The organism is Chromatiaceae bacterium, assembly GCA_024235395.1.
In the GTDB taxonomy this organism is placed as follows: Bacteria; Pseudomonadota; Gammaproteobacteria; order Chromatiales; family Chromatiaceae; genus Thiosocius.
Window position 1 is genome coordinate 160,433 of record JACKMK010000004.1, and the last position, 18,418, is coordinate 178,850.

19 protein-coding genes and 3 tRNA genes are annotated in these 18,418 nt (G+C 60.6%); 10 read left to right on the forward strand and 12 right to left on the reverse strand.

Translation table 11 applies throughout. From position 1 onward, the window contains the following. Positions 1-49: 49 nt before the first annotated feature. Complete coding sequence (locus H6955_19255; protein MCP5315707.1) at positions 50-976, reverse strand: hypothetical protein; 927 nt, start codon at positions 974-976, stop codon at positions 50-52. Positions 977-1,781: 805 nt separating this feature from the next. Between H6955_19255 and H6955_19260 the strand changes: the two genes are divergently transcribed. Continuing rightward, a complete protein-coding gene (locus tag H6955_19260) occupies positions 1,782-2,183 on the forward strand; it encodes an OsmC family protein (GenBank protein MCP5315708.1) in 402 nt (133 codons plus the stop codon). A gap of 258 nt (positions 2,184-2,441) precedes the next feature. Here the strand turns inward: H6955_19260 and H6955_19265 are convergent. The 4 genes from H6955_19265 to gltX all read right to left on the reverse strand — a co-directional run bounded on the left by H6955_19265 (position 2,442) and on the right by gltX (position 5,785). Continuing rightward, positions 2,442-2,517: transfer RNA gene (locus tag H6955_19265), tRNA-Glu, on the reverse strand. Positions 2,518-2,532: 15 nt separating this feature from the next. Next, positions 2,533-2,608: transfer RNA gene (locus tag H6955_19270), tRNA-Ala, on the reverse strand. Positions 2,609-2,682: 74 nt separating this feature from the next. Beyond that, positions 2,683-4,356, reverse strand: coding sequence for a glutamine--tRNA ligase/YqeY domain fusion protein (locus tag H6955_19275; protein MCP5315709.1), 1,674 nt, complete (start codon positions 4,354-4,356; stop codon positions 2,683-2,685). Positions 4,357-4,384: 28 nt separating this feature from the next. Next, positions 4,385-5,785 (reverse strand): glutamate--tRNA ligase, encoded by a 1,401-nt coding sequence (gene gltX / locus H6955_19280; GenBank protein MCP5315710.1) that lies wholly within the window; start codon positions 5,783-5,785, stop codon positions 4,385-4,387. A 223-nt stretch (positions 5,786-6,008) separates the two neighbouring features. Between gltX and H6955_19285 the strand changes: the two genes are divergently transcribed. Beyond that, positions 6,009-6,083, forward strand: a tRNA-Val gene (locus tag H6955_19285). Between the two features lie 188 nt (positions 6,084-6,271). On the opposite strand, the gene H6955_19290 is transcribed toward H6955_19285, so the two are convergent. Continuing rightward, the gene (locus H6955_19290; GenBank protein MCP5315711.1) at positions 6,272-6,925 is read right to left on the reverse strand and encodes a VPLPA-CTERM sorting domain-containing protein; all 654 of its coding nucleotides are present in this window, start codon (positions 6,923-6,925) and stop codon (positions 6,272-6,274) included. A 577-nt stretch (positions 6,926-7,502) separates the two neighbouring features. Here H6955_19290 and H6955_19295 point away from each other — a divergent pair. The 4 genes from H6955_19295 (at position 7,503) to H6955_19310 (ending at position 10,871) form a co-directional block, all read left to right on the forward strand. Further along, the gene (locus tag H6955_19295; GenBank protein MCP5315712.1) at positions 7,503-7,697 is read left to right on the forward strand and encodes a hypothetical protein; all 195 of its coding nucleotides are present in this window, start codon (positions 7,503-7,505) and stop codon (positions 7,695-7,697) included. A 364-nt stretch (positions 7,698-8,061) separates the two neighbouring features. Then, complete coding sequence (locus H6955_19300) at positions 8,062-8,895, forward strand: PEP-CTERM sorting domain-containing protein (protein ID MCP5315713.1); 834 nt, start codon at positions 8,062-8,064, stop codon at positions 8,893-8,895. Positions 8,896-9,068: 173 nt separating this feature from the next. Next, the gene (locus H6955_19305; protein MCP5315714.1) at positions 9,069-9,497 is read left to right on the forward strand and encodes a hypothetical protein; all 429 of its coding nucleotides are present in this window, start codon (positions 9,069-9,071) and stop codon (positions 9,495-9,497) included. Positions 9,498-10,295: 798 nt separating this feature from the next. Further along, positions 10,296-10,871 (forward strand): hypothetical protein, encoded by a 576-nt coding sequence (locus H6955_19310; GenBank protein ID MCP5315715.1) that lies wholly within the window; start codon positions 10,296-10,298, stop codon positions 10,869-10,871. A gap of 55 nt (positions 10,872-10,926) precedes the next feature. Here H6955_19310 and H6955_19315 read toward each other — a convergent pair whose 3' ends face one another. Then, positions 10,927-12,201: a class I SAM-dependent methyltransferase gene (locus H6955_19315; GenBank protein ID MCP5315716.1), complete on the reverse strand. Its 1,275-nt coding sequence runs from the start codon at positions 12,199-12,201 to the stop codon at positions 10,927-10,929. Between the two features lie 206 nt (positions 12,202-12,407). On the opposite strand from H6955_19315, the gene H6955_19320 reads away from it, so the two are divergent. Beyond that, a complete protein-coding gene (locus H6955_19320) occupies positions 12,408-13,403 on the forward strand; it encodes an NAD(P)/FAD-dependent oxidoreductase (GenBank protein ID MCP5315717.1) in 996 nt (331 codons plus the stop codon). A 168-nt stretch (positions 13,404-13,571) separates the two neighbouring features. Here H6955_19320 and H6955_19325 read toward each other — a convergent pair whose 3' ends face one another. Next, entirely contained in the window at positions 13,572-13,874 is a 303-nt protein-coding gene (locus tag H6955_19325; GenBank protein ID MCP5315718.1) for a hypothetical protein, read from the reverse strand. Between H6955_19325 and H6955_19330 the strand changes: the two genes are divergently transcribed. The 3 genes from H6955_19330 to H6955_19340 all read left to right on the forward strand — a co-directional run bounded on the left by H6955_19330 (position 13,869) and on the right by H6955_19340 (position 15,496). Continuing rightward, positions 13,869-14,177: a ribulose bisphosphate carboxylase small subunit gene (locus H6955_19330; protein MCP5315719.1), complete on the forward strand. Its 309-nt coding sequence runs from the start codon at positions 13,869-13,871 to the stop codon at positions 14,175-14,177. The genes H6955_19325 and H6955_19330 overlap by 6 nt on opposite strands. A 115-nt stretch (positions 14,178-14,292) precedes the next feature. Beyond that, positions 14,293-14,907 carry a BMC domain-containing protein gene (locus tag H6955_19335; protein ID MCP5315720.1) on the forward strand — a complete coding sequence of 205 codons (615 nt, stop codon included), beginning with the start codon at positions 14,293-14,295 and terminating at the stop codon, positions 14,905-14,907. Positions 14,908-14,923: 16 nt separating this feature from the next. Next, positions 14,924-15,496, forward strand: a complete 573-nt coding sequence (locus H6955_19340; GenBank protein MCP5315721.1) for an NUDIX hydrolase — start codon at positions 14,924-14,926, stop codon at positions 15,494-15,496. 34 nt (positions 15,497-15,530) lie between these two features. Here the strand turns inward: H6955_19340 and H6955_19345 are convergent, their stop codons facing one another. The 4 genes from H6955_19345 to H6955_19360 form a co-directional block, all read right to left on the reverse strand. Continuing rightward, the gene (locus tag H6955_19345; protein ID MCP5315722.1) at positions 15,531-16,580 is read right to left on the reverse strand and encodes a LysR family transcriptional regulator; all 1,050 of its coding nucleotides are present in this window, start codon (positions 16,578-16,580) and stop codon (positions 15,531-15,533) included. A 407-nt stretch (positions 16,581-16,987) separates the two neighbouring features. Beyond that, on the reverse strand, positions 16,988-17,614 hold the full coding sequence (locus H6955_19350; protein ID MCP5315723.1) for a ParA family protein: 627 nt from the start codon (positions 17,612-17,614) through the stop codon (positions 16,988-16,990). A gap of 9 nt (positions 17,615-17,623) precedes the next feature. Next, positions 17,624-17,887 (reverse strand): 4a-hydroxytetrahydrobiopterin dehydratase, encoded by a 264-nt coding sequence (locus H6955_19355; protein ID MCP5315724.1) that lies wholly within the window; start codon positions 17,885-17,887, stop codon positions 17,624-17,626. A 32-nt stretch (positions 17,888-17,919) separates the two neighbouring features. Then, on the reverse strand, positions 17,920-18,396 hold the full coding sequence (locus tag H6955_19360) for a bacterioferritin (GenBank protein MCP5315725.1): 477 nt from the start codon (positions 18,394-18,396) through the stop codon (positions 17,920-17,922). Between the last annotated feature and the right edge of the window lie 22 nt (positions 18,397-18,418).

Genomic DNA, 18,418 nt, shown 5'->3' on the forward strand with positions numbered 1-18,418 from the left:
GGTCGGCGGACGCGACGGTACCGGGGTCAGGTGACACACAGCGCGTGGATCAAGGCGTCTTTCGATCCCATTCGAACTCGGTGACCACCTCGGACGAGAGCAACAACGACGACGACACATTGATATTCAACTGGCGCGCACGCGCCAGGCTGATCGCAGGATGACCGATCACGGTCGGTTTGACCGGCAACCGGGCGGGTGATCTGCCATCCACCAGGATGGCTCGGGCAAGCCGCCCCGCGGCCAGACCCTGCTGCCGCTCGGATACCGTCACTGACGCCAGCACCCCGTGTGCCACGCGGTCGATCCAGAAGCTGATCTCCGGCAGACGACTGTTTTCCACCACCCATCGCTGTACCTGCTGGTACGGCACGTTGCTGTCTGCACCGTCGCTCAGACCGAAGATCCCCAGATACACGACCCCGTCCGCCATCCCGTCGTAGGCTTTCACCTTCTGCTGAAACGCCGCAAAGCTGGGGACGCGGTCCACGGCCACGAGCCGGGTGTCCGCCAGCTGGGGCATGGCCAGCCGGATACGCTCGATCACGGGCCCCCAATGCGCGCCTTCATCGGTGATTACGGCCAGACGCCGGACATTCGGCGCGATCGCCTGCAAAAGCTTTACCGATGCCTGGAAGTGCTCCTGCTCGAGCACACCGGTCACGTTCGACGCACCGGCGACGCCGTGATCGGCCAACGCCTGATTGACGCCGCTGAACACGAAGGGCAGCGATTGGCCTGCATAGTGCCTGGCCACGTACGACAGCGCTGCATCATCCGAGGTGTAGACCAGATCCGGCCGCCAGTGCTCGATCAATGCACGTGCCTCGGCGCCCTTTTGCTCCTTGGCCTCGACGCTGTTGTTGTGCTTGATGTCCATCTGGAAGATCTGGTACTCGGCCTGCACATCGCCGAGGCCCTCTTTGAAACCGGCCAGTTGGCCGTCGGTCCATCGCCATGGCGAATCAAAACTCATGATGTGCAGTATCCGCAATGGCCGGTCCACCCCAGGGGTGTCCGCAAAAACGGGTGGCTCGAAACCGACCAGTGCAGCCGATAGGAACAACGTCAGAAAAAGCAGTTTCGATCGCAATCGGAACATGTCGGGACTACCTCGATCGCACAGGTGGCAGGGTGTGGCTGCAGCAGTGCCAATCCGCGGCACAGCCTGCGGGTTCAGCTGAACTTAGCGGCCGGACGACCCTGTTGTTTACCACCGCAGGCACCGCTGTGAGACTCCGGCCGGGTGATGCGAAAGTGCAAAACGAGAATCGGAATTCCCGGGATACCGATCCTGATATCGACAAAGGAGCGTCACCCGGACACTGTCTTCGACCGCGACCCGGAATGCAGCTTCACGGTCGTCCGTTCGAGGCGTCGACGCTTTCGAGCGAAGGGAAACGGCGGCGGCAGGAAAAAGCACGTCCGGTTGGCCCCGGCGGCTCCTGCGGCAATTTACCAATACACCGTGAGCACAGATTGCGAAGCAACCGAGGCCAGCCGGACGCGCTTCCACTCAGGTTGTCGACCCGGTTACGCCTTGGTTGAACAATTCGCGAACGCGAGTCCCCTAAGGGAACGATCGGACTGACCCTCCATCAACCACCCAGGGAGCCATTCGGTTTGTCTCTGTAGCGCCCACGCATCGCGGTGCGAATCGGCTGGACACATGATCCAGCACAACGGGGCGTTGACTCCGACGCCGTTTTGGTTGAATTTTCCTGTCGGTGAGTCGCCGTTAGGGCGACGGTGGATCGGAACAAGCGGGAGAGGTCGTGCCCATGGAGATCAAGGTTACGTTGGAAGGCGGCAAACGGGTTTCCACGCAGATCGGTGATCACCTGATCATGACCGACCAGCCGGCAAAGCACGGTGGCGATGACGGAGCGCCGGCCCCCTACGACCTGTTCCTCGCGTCGATCGGTACCTGCGCCGGCTTCTACGTCCAGTCCTATTGTCAAAGCAAGGGCATCGACAGTTCGGGCATCGACATCACCCTGGTGGCCAGGCGAGACCCGAAAAATCAGAAAATCACCGGCTTTGTGACAACGATTCACGTACCCGAGGATCTGCCGGAGAAGTTTTATCCGGCACTGGAAAGGGCCGCGGCTCAGTGCGCGGTCAAAAAGACCATCATGAGCAACCCCGAATTCATCGTCGAGACTGCGATTCGACCGACCTGATCGTCGCTCCGCAGGCAGCGGACTTTCGGCTGCCGGGCCTATGATCGCCTGTGACAGGCGCAATCGACAGGCCAAGGCGATCTGATCAACCCTTACGATTCGCCGGCCTCTGCTCGCCGTGACGCTTGTGCATCCATCGAATGGCCGCCGCACCGACGTCGACCGGGACATTTTCACGACCGTTGCCCATACACCGGTCGGAAATAATCTTCGCCAAAGAAAAACGGCCCAGGATTCATCCTAAGCCGTTGATTCAAATGGCGTCCCGTAGGGGAGTCGAACCCCTGTCGTCGCCGTGAAAGGGCGATGTCCTAGGCCTCTAGACGAACGGGACGTAAAACCAGTTTTTTGGTGGAGCCAGGCGGGATCGAACCGCCGACCTCAACACTGCCAGTGTTGCGCTCTCCCAGCTGAGCTATGGCCCCTCAAACGAGGCGCGTATGGTATTTCAGCCTCCTTGCCTTGTCTAGCTTTCGCGGCCATTTTTTTGCCCCGCGCTTCAGCCCGCATCGATCTTGCTCCAGGAGTCGCGGAGCGACACGATGCGATTGAACACGAGACGCCCCGGTGCACTGTCCTTGCTGTCCAGGCAGAAATAGCCTTCGCGCTCGAACTGAAAACGTTCGTCACTCGCCACATGCGCCAGCGCCGGCTCCACGACACACTCGCGGAGCACGCGCAGCGAATCCGGGTTGATGTCCTTGTGGAAATCGTGATCCTTGCCGGGTTCGGCAATGCTGAACAATCGGTCGTACAGGCGTATCTCGGCACGCACGCCCTGGCTTGCCGAGACCCAGTGAATGACGCCGCGCACCTTGCGCCCTTCCGGGTTGTGACCCAGGGTTTCCGGATCGTAGGTGCATCGCAACTCGATGATGTTGCCAGCATCGTCCTTGATCGCTTCGTCGCAGCGGATCACGTAGGCATTGCGCAGCCGGACCTCCCCACCGAGCACCAGGCGCTTGTATTTCTTGTTGGCCTCTTCGCGGAAATCGGCACGGTCAATGAACACCTCGCGTGTGAATGCCAGTTCACGGGTGCCCATCGATTCGTCCTTCGGATGATTGCTGGCCTGCAGCAACTCACTGCCATCCCCGGGATAATTGGTGATCACGAGCTTGAGCGGGTCGAGCACCGCCATGCGACGTGGCGCCATCGCGTCGAGATGCCCCCGTATGCTGTTCTCCAGCACACCCATCTCCACCGTGCCTTCCGATTTCGTGACCCCGATCGCCTCGCAGAAGCTCCGAATCGACTCCGGTGTATAGCCACGTCTGCGCAATCCTGCGATCGTCGGCATACGTGGATCGTCCCAACCCGCGACGCGCTTCTCCTGTACGAGTTGAGTGAGCCGGCGCTTGCTCATCACGGTGTACTCGAGATTCAGGCGCGAAAACTCGATCTGGCGCGGATGACAATCGATGACGATGTTGTCGAGCACCCAGTCGTACAAAGGTCGATGATCCTCGAACTCCAGCGTACACAGCGAGTGCGTGATGCCCTCTATCGCGTCCGAGATCGGATGCGTGTAGTCGTACATCGGGTAGATACACCACTCGTCGCCGGTCTGATGATGGATCAGGCCATGCCGGATGCGGTAAAGGGCCGGGTCGCGCAAGTTGATGTTCGGCGATGCCATGTCGATGCGCGCCCGCAGGGTCCGACTGCCGTCCGGAAACTCGCCTGCCCGCATGCGTTGGAACAGATCGAGGTTTTCCTCGATCGGTCGATTGCGGAAAGGACTCTCCCGGCCCGGCTCGGTCAAGGTGCCGCGGGTCTCCTTCACCTCCTCCGCCGTCAAGTCGCAGACGAATGCCTTGCCTGACTTGATCAACTGGACAGCGTGTTCGTAGAGCTGTTCGAAATAATCCGACGCAAAACGCAACTCGGTCCAGTCGTAACCCAGCCACCGGACGTCTTCCTTGATGGCCGCGACGAATTCCTCTTCCTCTTTGGCGGGGTTGGTATCGTCGAAACGCAGGTTGCAGGTGCCCGGGTAGTCCTGCGCTATGCCGAAGTTGAGCACGATCGACTTGGCGTGCCCGATATGCAGGTAACCGTTCGGTTCCGGTGGAAAGCGGGTATGGATGCGCTGGTGTTTCCCGCTGGCCAGGTCCTTGTCGATGATCTGACGAATGAAGTTGGTCGGAGCGTTACCGGATTCGCCGCTCATAAGCCTGCTCTTAGCCTCTTGCAATGTTTCAGCGTGTGCATCGAATACGTTCGATCGCCTTGTCGATGCGCCGGACGGTCGCGGTGCGCCCGACCAGGTGCAGGGTCAGATCGAGATCCGGCGACGGCGCGCCACCGGTGACGGCGACCCGCAGCGGCATCGCAACCTTGCCAAAACCCACACCGAGCTCGGCAACCGCGGCCTCGACCGCCGCGTGAATCGGCGCGCGCTCCCAATCCACGACCGCTGCGAGGTTGTCACGCACCTGGTCGAGCGCCTTGTCGGCATCCGCCTTGAATGCCTTGGCCGCCGCCTTCTCGTCGATGACCTCGAAATCACGGTAGTAGAACGCCGATATCGCGGCCAGCTCGACCAGCGTGCTGGCGCGTTCACGTTGCGCCTCGATGACCGCCAGCAGATCCGGGCCGGTCGCCGGGTCGATACCGAGGTCGCCGAGGTGCGCAGACAACAGGTGCGCGATACGTGCCGGATCGGCGTCCTTCAGGTACTGCTGGTTCAACCAGCGCAGCTTTTCGGTGTTGAAGGTCGCCGGTGAGCGGTTGACGCCACTGAGGTCGAACAGCTGGATCATTTCGTCGAGCGAAAAGATCTCCTGATCGCCATGCGACCAACCCAGACGCACCAGGTAGTTCAGCAGCGCTTCGGGCAGATAGCCGTCACGCAGATACTGCATCACGCTGACCGCACCGTGCCGCTTGGAGAGGCGTGCGCCGTCGTCACCGAGGATCATCGGGACGTGGCCGTAGTGTGGGACCTCCCATCCGAGCGCTCGCAGCATGTTGATCTGGCGCGGCGTGTTGTTGATGTGATCATCGCCGCGAATCACATGCGTGATGCCCATGTCGTGATCGTCGACCACGACCGAAAGGTTGTATGTCGGCGAGCCATCGCTGCGGCGGATCACCAGATCGTCCAGTTCGCCGTTGCTGACCGCGACCCGGCCCCTGATCAGGTCGTCGAGCACGACCTGGCCGTCCACCGGATTGCGAAACCGGATCACGTGCGGCAGATCCGACGAGACATGGCGGTCGCGGCAGTGGCCGTCATATCGCGGTTTCTCCTTGCGCGCCATCTGCTGCTCACGCAGGGTCTCCAGGCGTTCCTTGCTGCAGTTGCAGCGGTAGGCCAGCCCCTTGTCGAGCAACAGACCGATCACCTCGTTGTAACGCTCGAACCGGTGGGTCTGGTAAAACGGGCCCTCGTCGTATTCCAGTCCGAGCCAGGTCATTCCTTCGAGGATCGCGTTGACCGATTCCTGGGTCGAGCGTTCGAGGTCGGTATCCTCGATACGCAGTACGAAACGGCCGCCATGTCTGCGCGCGAACAGCCACGAAAACAATGCGGTACGGGCACCGCCGACGTGCAGGTAGCCCGTCGGGCTGGGTGCGAAGCGGGTCTTGATCGACATGAGGCGGTGAAATAGTCCGTTGAAGCCCGGGATTCTAGCAAGCCGGAGGCGAATGAACAGCGTGGCGGTGCCCTGCCTGCGTGCCTTTGGGCGCCGGGCGACGGCCCCGATCGAGCGGCGGGCGGCTTGTGGACGCCGGGCGAAGCGTATAACATCTGCCCGCCTCACGCAGGTGCAAGGCCGCGGCCGCACGGGCCGGACCGTGGTCCTTTCCGAATCTGTCGGGCGCGTAGCTCAGTGGGAGAGCACTGCCTTCACACGGCAGGGGTCGCTGGTTCGAACCCAGCCGCGCCCACCAATCCAATCAACAATATACATGTGGACCTCAGACCGAGATCTACGCTAAGACACGCGCTAGGTACAAGTTTAGGTACAAAGCAAGTTTTGGACGAAACTCCGCGATTGAAAACGCCCGCACAAGGCGGGCGTAGCGAGCGTGTCTAAATTCCCTTATTGAAGTCGCGGTACGTCGCCCGCAGTAACTGCTCAGCGATTGCTACGTCGCCTGGCCGCTTGGAACCCCACCATTCCTGCAGCGAGCAAAAACAGGCTAGCCGGCACAGGTACATCACCGCCGTCCGGCGGCTCCCTACCGATCTCGAACGCGATGTTGTCCAACGCAAGGTAATCTAGCGAATTGGCGGACAAATCCGCCTCAAGGGAGACGAGGTTTTTACCTTCCAGCGCGGTGCCGGCAAATGTCAGACCGAAATCCCAATCTAGACCACCGGCCCCCGTGGGAGAAATTTGTATGACAGCGGAATAACTGACACCCGTAAGATACTCAATGCCAGTGAACTCCACGGTTCCAGCGGTTTCGTTGGAGCCGTCGTTTGCAGAGGTCCAACCGTCGAAGCTTGTGATCTGGAAATAAGCGTCGGCAGTGTCAATCTGAATGAGACCGGTACTGGCGACGGTGCCGCCGTCGAAAGAACCCGTGCCTAGCCAGTTGGCGGAATTACCCGCTCCGAAATTGCCAAAGCCTTCCACCACCCAGTCGCCGGTGACGGAAAAGTCAAATCCGCCCTGCGAAAACGTGGTGGCCCCGACGGTGTCCGATTCGAAATCTTCGGTCACTGGTACAGCGAATGCCCCAAACGATATGCACGCAAGAGCGATCAACACAACGAGTCTTTTCATTAGTTTCTTCCTCATTGCCCCAATTTTCTGGGTAGCCACTTGTCGATGGAGGGCCTGCTCATTGTTCGCAGATCCTCAAGGCCATCGAACAGTGCGGCAAATGCAATGATCGTGCTAAGTTTTTTACTTCCTGAAAAAACAGAAAGATAGCTCGACAGGCAGTCGTGGAAGTCGAGCAATTGTAAAAGTTGCTGACGTTCTCGAGCCCAGCCTGCGCCCTTCTCACACGCTGAGATACGAGCGTCTCAGACCGTGATCCAATCCAGTCGCTTGCGAATTAAACCGTAGAAAGTGAGTTTCACTTGGGACGCTGATGCCGGTGGGTGCCAGGTGTCGATCGGGGCAAAAGAAAGCGCCCGCTAGATTGCGGGCGAAACCACGAAGTCGACAGGAGCGTCCAAAGCCTAGACCCGTTGCCAGGCGCGCTCAATTGATCCAGGTAAAGAAGCCAAGTCAGACCCCGGCACGGCTCGCTACCTCGGACTACCGACTCACCCATCGATCACCCCAAACTTGAAGCTTCATAGTATTTTTCGTGATACATAGGCTTTCGGCAAAGCAGAAGGAGCGGCAAGAAATGACTACCGTCATGGTCAAGAAAGGAGAATACGACTTTCACCAAATCGTCGTTATCCAAGGCCGGTTCATGTTCGACACCCGCAACGAGTGCCTGAGAGTGCTGGATCTGATGCCGGAAGGAATCAAGCGCGTCACGATCGACATGACCCGCACGGATTATCTCGATAGCGCGGCACTCGGCATGCTGATTTAAGCACGTCAGAAGTTCGCTGGTGTCGAACTCGGGTTAAAGGTCAAAAGCGGCAGTCCGGTGAGCCAGATCGTGGACGTCGCGAATTTTCATAAGCTCTTTGCTTGCGAAACGGTTTGATGGTCTCGGAGTAACAACGCCAGCGTGAGGCGGGCGTGACCATCAGAACGCCCCGATAGCCTCACTTGCCAAAGCCGAACATTTCACTGACCAAGGCAATCCGGGACTAGGTCGATTGTGAACATACACGCGTCAAACGTTTTTACATTTTCGGAATCCAAATCATGTAAGTGTTTGATCTAAATAGGAGGGCACAGAACTTGCCTATCAAGGCAAAAAACGCTTTCTTATCCGAGGAGACAATAACATGAATAGTGCCGTGACCCGTTTCGCCGTTGGTTTTGGAACCTTGTTGTTCGCTGCAAGCGCGAACGCATACTTCGTCCGCCCTGTTGTCACGTTCGGCTCTGGAACTCTAATCGACGGACTCATTGTAGACGGGGCCACACAAAACGACGTGGGCTTTAACGATGCCGCCCGACAAGCACGCTCCGACGTCAATCTGGCGACCGGAGAGATGAAGCTGTTTGCTGCGGCCAGCGGACCGAGCACTTCTGCGTCAGGCCAAGGAATCATGGGCGATACTGTGACGTTCGTAAACGGCATGGGAACAGATGCCTACTTTTCGTTTGGCCTTGATGCCGTTTTGGATGTTGATGTGACAATCGACACGCTCGATTCGCCGCTGTTCTCATGGCGGGTGACCGTCGGCGTATTCGAACGAGGGCTTGTCGACTACACCGACTGGTTCGGCAGATCTGGCGAAGCCCTGTTGTTTGAAACAGCTACAGACTCCATAAGCGATCCAATGGCCGACATCGTCGGGATGCCGATAAACGCTTTTGTGGACGGCACATTGATACTCCCGACGAATCGCGAAACCTATGACGTGTTTTACCAAGCGTCGCTGTTTGGCGGTTCCGGTTCTCTCGGGCAGATCGCATCTTTCGTGTTCGATGGAGAAAACACGGCTACAGCCGGCGTAGACGTAGCCCAGGGCGTAGAGGTCTATTCTGGCTCCGGTGTATTTCTGGGTTTTGGTGCCGATCCCAATGCGGTCCCAGTCCCCGCTACGATCGCGTTGCTTTCTGCAGGGTGGATCGGTTTCAGCAGAAGACGGAAGCGTACGATCGCCAACTAAGTCAGAAATCCAGCAGCAACCCTCAGCCACGTACAGCGAAGACTCTGTTCGTCCGGTATTGTGGCTGGCGGTTCAAGCTGGCCAATGCGATTGCGCTCGACCGATTCATCGCAGCCGCCGCCACTCCCACGTTTGAACGGCGATACTATCGTGCTCCGGACGGTTTCGCATTGGTGACTCGCCTCGAACAAACAGATGCTGACGGAACACCGCTGGCAGAAGGCACTCGCTATTTGTTACCCGGTGACGACCGCAATTTCAGTTTTGTCGATTACGTTCGGTCACTGTTCTTCGTCCCCGATGGCTACTATCGCTTTATCGCATTCATCGTGACCGATCAGCCGTATACACCGACTCAGGAGGTTTTGCCTGAAGATGAAGCTATCGCTCGTTTGCAAGGTGGTAGCGTTGCCCTACCTAATGTCTACCATGAGATGCAATTTACTGATGCGCACCGTCTAGATGCTTTGATCTACGAATTTCACATTACCGCGCATACTGACAACGTCAAACCGGTTTTGCCTGGGCGCCTGCCGCCAAACACCCACGTCGAAAAATCCGGCCTGTTGACGGCACTACAGCACTCGCTGTTAGACCATTGAATGTTTTCACCCGTTGCTCGTGTAGCGATTGCCGAGACATGGCAGCATCATGACTGTTTGCTCTGGTTTCTCTTGGTATCGACGGGGTCTTGGCTTTCTTCCTGGGCAAACACTCTGACTGCCCGCAAATGTGGCGAGAGAATGCGATTGATGTCGGTCGCCGTCCTGTCGGCGACATCCGCGGGATTGTATAACCGCTGGTTGGTTCCGCTTGGCATTGGCAATCAACTGCCGTAGTTCGTGCTCTGCATTGCGCTTGAGAAACGGGATTGCCTTCGTCACATGGCTTTCCGACCAGGAGTCCAGCGGCGGGAGCAAGATTCGCGCTCCCACGCGAGAACCTATTCAGGCAACTCCGAATCATCGGCTCAGGAATACCTCGCGTCGGCATCTCCTGAATCACACCGCCCGCATTGCCGGGAGTGAACAACTGTTTGCCGAGCTGGTCGATGGACGCGTCACTAAGCCCGGAAAGCGACTTGATCGAATGATGGTTCCTGAGAATCAGTGAGCCCCTCTTCACACGGCAGGGGTCGCTGGTTCGAACCCAGCCGCGCCCACCAATCCAGGCGATCGCCTGGCAATCAATACACGTATCGACCAAGCGTCCCCGACGCTCCCCTGTCATAGCGTTACTGCACCAATTCGCGAACATGCGGCGTGTGGCGATGACCCCTTTCCGAAACCTTCGATCAAGCCTATCCGGACGCTGCCGATACCCGGAAAGCGGCAGTCGAGGATACGCTGCCCCCTTTAATCCCTCGTATAGCTCGGAAACTCTTTGCTACAGGAAAGACAATGGCTACGAAGTCCACACTTCCTGATCACGGCGGCGCGTCGGAAAGCCCTCCGCATGGTCATCTGAGGGATCTGATCGATTTCCTGCATCATCTGCTGCTTACAGTGACGTCACACATGTGGCACCGCCGTATCCGTGACAAGACGACGGGTGAACCCAAGGACAAGCACGAGATCTGGCAAAAACTCGCAATCCATATCGAAGAAATGCCGGTGGAAGAAAGGCCTGCGACAGCCCATGCTGCAGAAACCTCGAAGCCGGCTGGTGCGGGACTGGATGCCTCTTCGGTCAATGTGTCGCCTCAGACTCCGGAGCGCGGCGAACTGGGCAGATACTATGTGCAAAAGACGATCGCCGGCCACCCGCACATTGAAGAAACCCTGAAGGCAAACACTTTCGAACATATCAATATCGCCTGCCGGATTGCCAGACAGGGCAACAAGAAAGGCGCGAAGGTGCGCATCCGCCTTGCTGAAGACGCCATGCACACCGCCAGTCGATTTCTTTCCGACCAGGCGTACGAGGATTTCCGCAACGAGGTGGAGCGCCATCTGCAGTCTCTTGTCAGGACCTGACGGACGACTGGCGCAGCAGACATCTTCGCTTCTCCCCCCCGGCACCGTGTCCGATTCAGAAGCCGCCGTCGCGGTAGACAGCGGCGCGTGACCAGGGGATGTCGTTGCAGCCCTTGCGCGCGAACAGCACCTGGAACAGTTGCAGGTGGCCGGTGGTGAACGCCAGCTCAGACGCGGCAAGGTAGAACCGCCATGCGCGCAGGAATTCCTGTCCGAACGTCTTCAGAACCGTCTCTTGTGCACTGTCGAAACGCTTCAGCCAGTGCCGCAGTGTCAGGGCATAGTGCAACCGGAGATTCTCGACATCGAGGACCGAGAAGCCGCTGGGCCCGAACAGCGGCATCATCTCGCCGAGCGAAGGTGGGTAGGCCCCGGGAAAGATATGGCGCTCGATCCAGGTGTTCAGTGGCCCCGGTCGATCAGTGCCGATCGTATGGATCAGCCCTCTGCCGTCACGATGGAGACTGCGATCCATGACCGCCGCCAGTTCCGGATAGTGCCGCGGCCCGACGTGTTCGAGCATTCCGATCGATACGAAGGCGTCGTAGCGTCCGTCGATCTCCCGGTAGTCGCCGTCGACGAACTCGACCAGATGGGTCAGTCGCTGTTCGACTGCACGCTCACGGGCCCATTCCAGCTGCGATTTCGAGATGTTGAACGCGCGCACCTTCACCCCGAAGTGCTGGGCCATGTGCAGCGCCAAAGCACCCCAGCCGCAACCGGCCTCGACGACGCGCTCGCCCGGGCGCAGCTGCAGCTTGCGGCATACAAGGTCCATCTTCGCGACCTGTGCTGCCTCCAACGAGGTCTCGGGTGTCGGGAAATAGGCACAGGTGTAGAGCATCTTCTCGTCCAGCCACAGCCGGTAGAAGTCGTTGCCCAGGTCATAGTGGCTGTGGATATTGTCCCGCGCGCTGGACGGCGAACCTGAACGCGGACGCAGCACGGCGGAGTGCAGGCGGCGGCGCAGTGAGTTCGGCTCGAGGTCGAACCGGTGCCACTGCACGACCTGGAGGACGCGTTCGAGGTCATCGCCCAGGCCTATCCGCCCCTGCACATACATCGCCGGGAACTGATACTCGGGATCGATCATCAGCCGCCACAGTGCAACACGATCGGCGATGTGCAGGTCGCAGACGGGCGTGACACCGCGCGCGCTCACGCTGGCGCCGTCCCACAGGTCGCAACGCAACGGCATTCGCCCCAGAGATTCAAGCAACCTGCGGAGCAGGTAGCGCTCTACTGCCAGCGACTTTCGATCGTTCGCTGACGCCGGCCCGGTGACCCCGCGCAGCACCTCTTTGCTTCCCGGCGGAGGCCCAGCAGACATGTTCTTCTCGCCGCCCATCGCCAAACGCCCTCATCCCTAGTCGGGCCGACAGGCCTCTGCCATGGGCACCGTCGGACTTGCCGTGGTCCCGCATCCGTGGACGCGCGACCCTTGCGATCTCCCATGCATAAGTTAACAAGCTCGTCCCGGCAGTGCCAAAATCGGATCAACGAATCGGGTTCACAAGGCCATCGCCGGAGCATCGGTTGACATACTTTGACGTCATCATCGTGGGCGGTGGTCCGGCGGGATCGACCTGCGCCTGGCAGCTGCGGCGGCGCGGCCTGGACTGCCTGATCCTCGACAAGGCGCGTTTTCCGCGCCTGAAGTTGTGCGCGGGATGGATCACGCCAGAGGTCGTGACTGATCTGGAAATGGACGTCGCGGCCTACCCGCATCGCTTCCTCAGCTTTCCGACGACCCAGGTCCACGTCTTTGGTGTGACGGCGCCGCTGCGCTCGCCACAGCACTCGATCCGTCGCTACGAGTTCGATGACTGGCTGTTGCAGCGTTCCGGGGCGTCCCATATCCAGCACGAAGTCAAGCGTATCGATCGGCGTGCTGACCGCTTCGTCGTCGACGATGCGTTCGAATGTACCTACCTGGTCGGCGCCGGCGGAACCGGCTGCCCGGTGTACCGCACGCTGTTCCGCGCGGCCAATCCGCGCGCCAGACTGCTGCAGGTCGCGGCGCTGGAGCACGAACTGCCGTGTGACTGGCAGGACGGAGATTGCCACCTGTGGTTCTTCGCGAAGGGCCTGCCCGGTTACAGCTGGTATGTGCCGAAGCAGGACGGCTATCTGAATCTCGGGGTGGGCGCACTCGCGGCCAGGTTGAAGCGCAGGGGCCAGCACCTCGGCGACCATTGGGAACATTTCATCGCGGCGCTGCGCCGCCGGGGGTTGATCCCCGACGCCCTCGCGCCCTCGCCGAGCGGTTACTCCTACTATCTGCGTGACCGGGTCGATATCCAGCGCCTCGGCAATGCCTTCGTGATCGGAGACGCGGCCGGACTGGCGACCCGCGACCTGGCTGAGGGGATCGGGCCAGCGGTACGCAGCGGCATCAGGGCGGCGAACGCCATCACCGACGGCGCCGACTACACCATCGACGCGGTGCCTGCCTACAGCCTGCCGCCGGGTTGGAAACGCCATGCCCTCGAGTATCTGCTCGTCGGTCGTGATGCAGGGTCTGTAGGCTGACACGGCGCGGTGGATGCAACGACCTGTGCGTACGGGATGGTTTCCCGACCGACTCGGACCGCGTAGCGCCGGGGTTGTACTGGCAGCGGTTCGAAATCGCACGGGAGAGCTTCGCGTACCCGGATCTTTTTATCGACGATCATCGATACATCCAATCGAAACTATCACTTATTCCTTACAACGCCGCAGCGGATATAAATGATGCCGTACCGGGTCGGCGGTCGAGGGAACGACCGGCGGCCCGATTTTTCCGTCGCACCTGGAATGCGTGCAGGTATCGAGGTTGAAATCGATGAATGTCTGCATACCCATAGCGTATAGATCGAGGTTGATGGCAATGACGGCAAATTGCAATTTCAGTTGCGCGTCGCCAGTGTCTACTCTCGTCTCGCCGAGTCGTACCCGCGTGGCCTTTGTACCGGTGCGGCGCTCGGCAGGTAAATCCACTACCCGCGAGACGAGAATATGCAAGCTGATAAGCAGAACGTCGGTAGCCAGGCACCCACAGATCGCGCGCTGGGACAGATCGGACGCTGTCTGCGCCAGGGCTGTGTGATCTGCATCGAGCACACGCCCGCAATGGCGCCGCGCTTCACGCCGTGGCAGGTATGGGGACAATCGAGTTGTTACAACGGAGACTCATTGAAGATCTATCGTGAAATCGAGCACTGCCGCACGAGCCACGCAGATCATCACATACGACTGAATATCGAGGACTACAGCTGTCATAGTCGCTTCTCTTTCGTGGTGCACAGCCCACCCGGCCGCGGGTAGCTGAACCGCGTTCCCGAACCCGGTCCAGAGGTCCGGCACCACGGCGGAGCGGCGCACTCACCGACACGCACGGTGGTGACAGGCGTGGCCCCGTCGGCCCTGGCCTTTGAACCGGATGATCAAACTCAGAACCTACGTCTACATCGATTCGCTGCAGCCGCAGCTGGCCGCCTACATGGCAACGGTATCGCAGGGTTTCCTGCCGGTACCCGGCGATGCGTGCCTGTGGGTCGAGGTGTCGCCCGGCATGGCGGTGCATCGCCTCACCGACATCGCACTCAAGGCGACCCGCGTGCACCTCGCCCAACAGGTGGTCGAACGCGCCTACGGCTCGATGGTGATCCATCAGCGCGATCAGAGCGACGTGCGCGAAGCCGGCCGCATCGTGCTGTCGAACATGAATGCGACGGTCCACGACCGCCAGACGTGCCGGATCGCCTGGCAGGAGGTGATCCGGGGCATGACCCCGGACCACACCGTGCTGATCAACCGCCAGGACCGACGTGGCTCGATGATCCTGCCCGGGCAGAGCATGTTCATTCTCGAGACAGAACCGGCCGGGTACATCGTGTACGCCGCAAACCAGGCCGAGAAGGCCGCCAATATCACGCTGATAGACGTGCGTGCCGTCGGTGCCTTCGGACGCCTGATCCTGTCCGGTCGCGAGGGCGACGTGGACGAGGCGGCCGCGGCCGCGATAGCAGCGGTCGAGAATCCATCCGGGACCTGACGATGGGAGCACGCTGATGCACCGCCGCGAACTGCTTGCCCTGCTCGATGCCCACCAGACCCGCTTTCAGGAAGAGGCGGCATACCTGGCGCGCGCGCGGGACTTCGTGACTGAACATGCCGACTGCTTTCACTGCGACCTGTGGCCCGCTCACGTGACCGGATCGGCCTGGGTGGTCAATCCGCGGCGGGATCAGGTGTTGCTGATGCACCACCGCAAGCATGATCAATGGTTTCAACCGGGCGGACATGCCGACGGCGACGCCGACATACTGCGCGTCGCGTTGCGTGAGACCTCGGAGGAGACCGGACTGGACCCGTCGCACATACGGCTGGTCGACGGGGCCGTGTTCGACGTGGACATCCACAGCATCCCGGCGAGCGAGCGCGGGCCGCAGCACGAGCACATCGACGTCCGCTTCCTGGTCGAGATGGACGATGATCTGACAGTGCCCGGCAATGATGAATCCCACCAGGTGCTCTGGGTACCGTTGCACCGCGTCGCGCGGTTCAACAACAACCGCTCGACGTACAGAATGGTCGAAAAAACCCGCCGCCTGCGTGGCGTCGGTCACCTGGCCACCGCTTAGGCCGCACGGCCAGGCGGTCGGTTAGGGAACGCGATCAGGCCTTTGAACGGGCGCGCGCCGGGGCACTCGACTTCTTCACGGACTTGAAGTCTTTGCTGAGCTTGGGCCACAGCGATTCCATGCGTTCGCGCATGCGCGGTTCGATCTCGAGCGCGTATTCAAGGAAGGCCTGCGCGACCAGCGACAGTTCCTTTCCCTTCGGGTGTACCAGATACCACTGGCGCATGATCGGAAAACCCTCGACATCGAGGATGGCGACCGGGCCATCGGGACCTTCCAGCGTGAGCGTATGCAGCGACTGCACCGACAACCCCAGTCCACCGACGATCGCGTGTTTGATCGCCTCGTTGCTGCCGAGTTCCATGCGCACCATGGGCCGCAGTCCCAGCTTGTCGAAAGCCTTCAAAGTCGCATCGCGAATACCGGAACCCGGCTCCCGTAGAATGAACGGTTCCTCGGCAATGCGTGAAAGCGGGATGTTTTTCTGGCCCACCAGCGGATGGTTGCGCGGCGCCATCACCACAAGCGGGTTGGGCGCAAACGGAAACGCCTCGACCGCGAACTGATCGCTCGGCGCCTGACCCATGATGTACAGGTCATCCTCGTTCGCATTGATGCGATCGATGATCCGGTCACGGTTGGAGACCTTGAGGGCGACCTCGATTCCGGGATAGATCTGGCAGAACTCGCCCAGGATCTCCGGCGCAAAATACTTGGCGGTGGTAATGACACCGAGTCGCAGGCGGCCCCGCTTGATGCCCTTGAGGTCGGCCATCTTCATCTCCAGGTTGGCCAGGGTCTCGAATATCTTGCGGCAGGCCTGATAGAGCTCGAGTCCCGCCTCGGTCGGGCGGACGTTGCGTCCGACATGCTCGAACAGCGGCAGACCCATCGAGTCGGCGAGTTTCTTGATCTGCATCGATACCGTCGGCTGGGTCAGGAACAGCTCTTCGGCCGCGCGGGTGAAGCTGCCGAGCCGGACGATCGCCTCGAAGACCTGCAGTTGGCGCAGCGTTGCATGCCGAATCAGATAATCCGGCATCGCGGCCGGTGGCGTGTACGTCTGGTCGCTGTAAGGAGGCATCAATGGTCCCTAATGTGTGTTCGATTCACTGCTCGGTGTGTCGACCGGCCGCGACTTCATGGTCGCGCCGTCTGCATCCGGTGGACGCGGATGTCGATCACCCCGGGCATCATTATCCCCCGGAGCGCGCCGCCGGACATCCGGTCGTTCGGAGTATCCACGTGCCCACGGGACCGGCCGGCGTCAAGGCAATCAATCCGGCCAGACGCGCCGTGCAGCCTGGTAGGGGTCTCTGGTGTCTGTCGCCTGAGAAGCAGCATCCGGTTTTACCGGCGGGCTGCTCTTTGCGGCCGGTTGCCGGCGCGCCGTCGTCTTCGCGGCTGTGCCCTCGCCACTCTGCCGTGTGGCGCCGGTTTTGGTGCGTCGGATCGACGCGACAAGTTTGTCGCCCGTGTTGTCTTTCGCAGTCATACGCTCAATACCTCCTCGATGAGTTGGCGAATCTCGTCGGCAGCCGCTGCCCCCTGGCTACCCAGGTCCATCACCGTGCGCCCCTCCAGGACGCTGCTGCGATAGACGACCCGGCGCCTGATCGCAGTCTGCGCTGCAGGCAGCCCGAGTTCGGCGAGTGCCTGGTGCATCAATTGTGACAGCTTGGTGCGCGGCTCGAGCTGATTGATTACCAGCACCGCGCGCAGATCTGGATTGACCCGTCGCACGTCGCCCACCTTGTCCTCGATGTGCACCGTCGCCCAGATATCCAACGGCGACGGCTGCACGGGGATCAGCGCGATATCGCACGAGGCCAGCACCTGCTCGGTCTGCACGGCGTGTACAGAGGGGGGACAGTCGACCACCACGTACCGGTGGTGCGTTCGGGCACCGCGTATCGCCTCGTCCACTTGGTCGACGGCGTCGACGACCGGCACGGCGTCTTCGCGTTCCGCAAGATCGCGCCATTGCAGGGACGACCGTTGCGGATCGGCATCGAGGACCACCGTTGGTGCTCTTCGAAACAACGCAGTGGCCAGGTTGACACAGAGGGTGGTCTTACCCGCCCCTCCCTTGTTCCCGACCAGAGCGATAACCGGCATCGCCGGCCGTCACGCGGCCGCGCCGGTCGGACACAGCTCGTCGAGGAGTGTGGCGAATCGGCGTTGTTTGTCAGCCAGCGACGCACTGCCCTCGTCCGCATGGATCGTGATGTTCACGTAGTCGCGGCCGAAGCCCATATCGGGATACAGGCCCTCGCGTTCGGAGAGCTCGGCAGCACAGTCGAGAAAGTCGCGCAACGCGAGATAATTCTCGAATTCGTAGCGCCGTTCCAGTCGAGCCGGCCGTGGTCGTTCTTGCCAAGGTTGGTTCATCAGTAGTCTCCTTGAGGGCCTATGCAGTGGGTTCAGCCGCGGACCCGATGTTCGCGGGACTCCTCCAGCGGGCGATCGAGCTCCTGCAACCATTGCGTCAACTCCCGCGCGTGCGCCTGTTCTTCATCGAGCAGGCCCTGAAAAAACACCCGATCGTCGTGGCTGCCTATGCGTGCAGCGTGCGTGGCGGCGTCCAGGTACAGCTGTACCAGTTCCGTCTCGAACACGAAATCAGCCTGCAACAGCGACCGCAGGTCGCTGCCCAACTGGACCGGCCTGAGCTGCGAGGCGTTCGGTGCCACACCGAGGGCCAGCATGCGCGCGATGATCCGTTCGACATGCTGCATTTCCTCGTGCGCCTCCTGACGCAGGTGCCGCGCCGGTTCGTCCAGCCCCCAGGTCGCGACGAGTCGCGCCTGGGTGCTGTACATCTGGACCGCCGACAGCTCCAGGCTCAGGGCACGGCCCAGGTAGCCCAGGATGCGCTGGTCGGTGCGTGGCGCCGACATCAGTCCACCTCAGTCAAGCCGC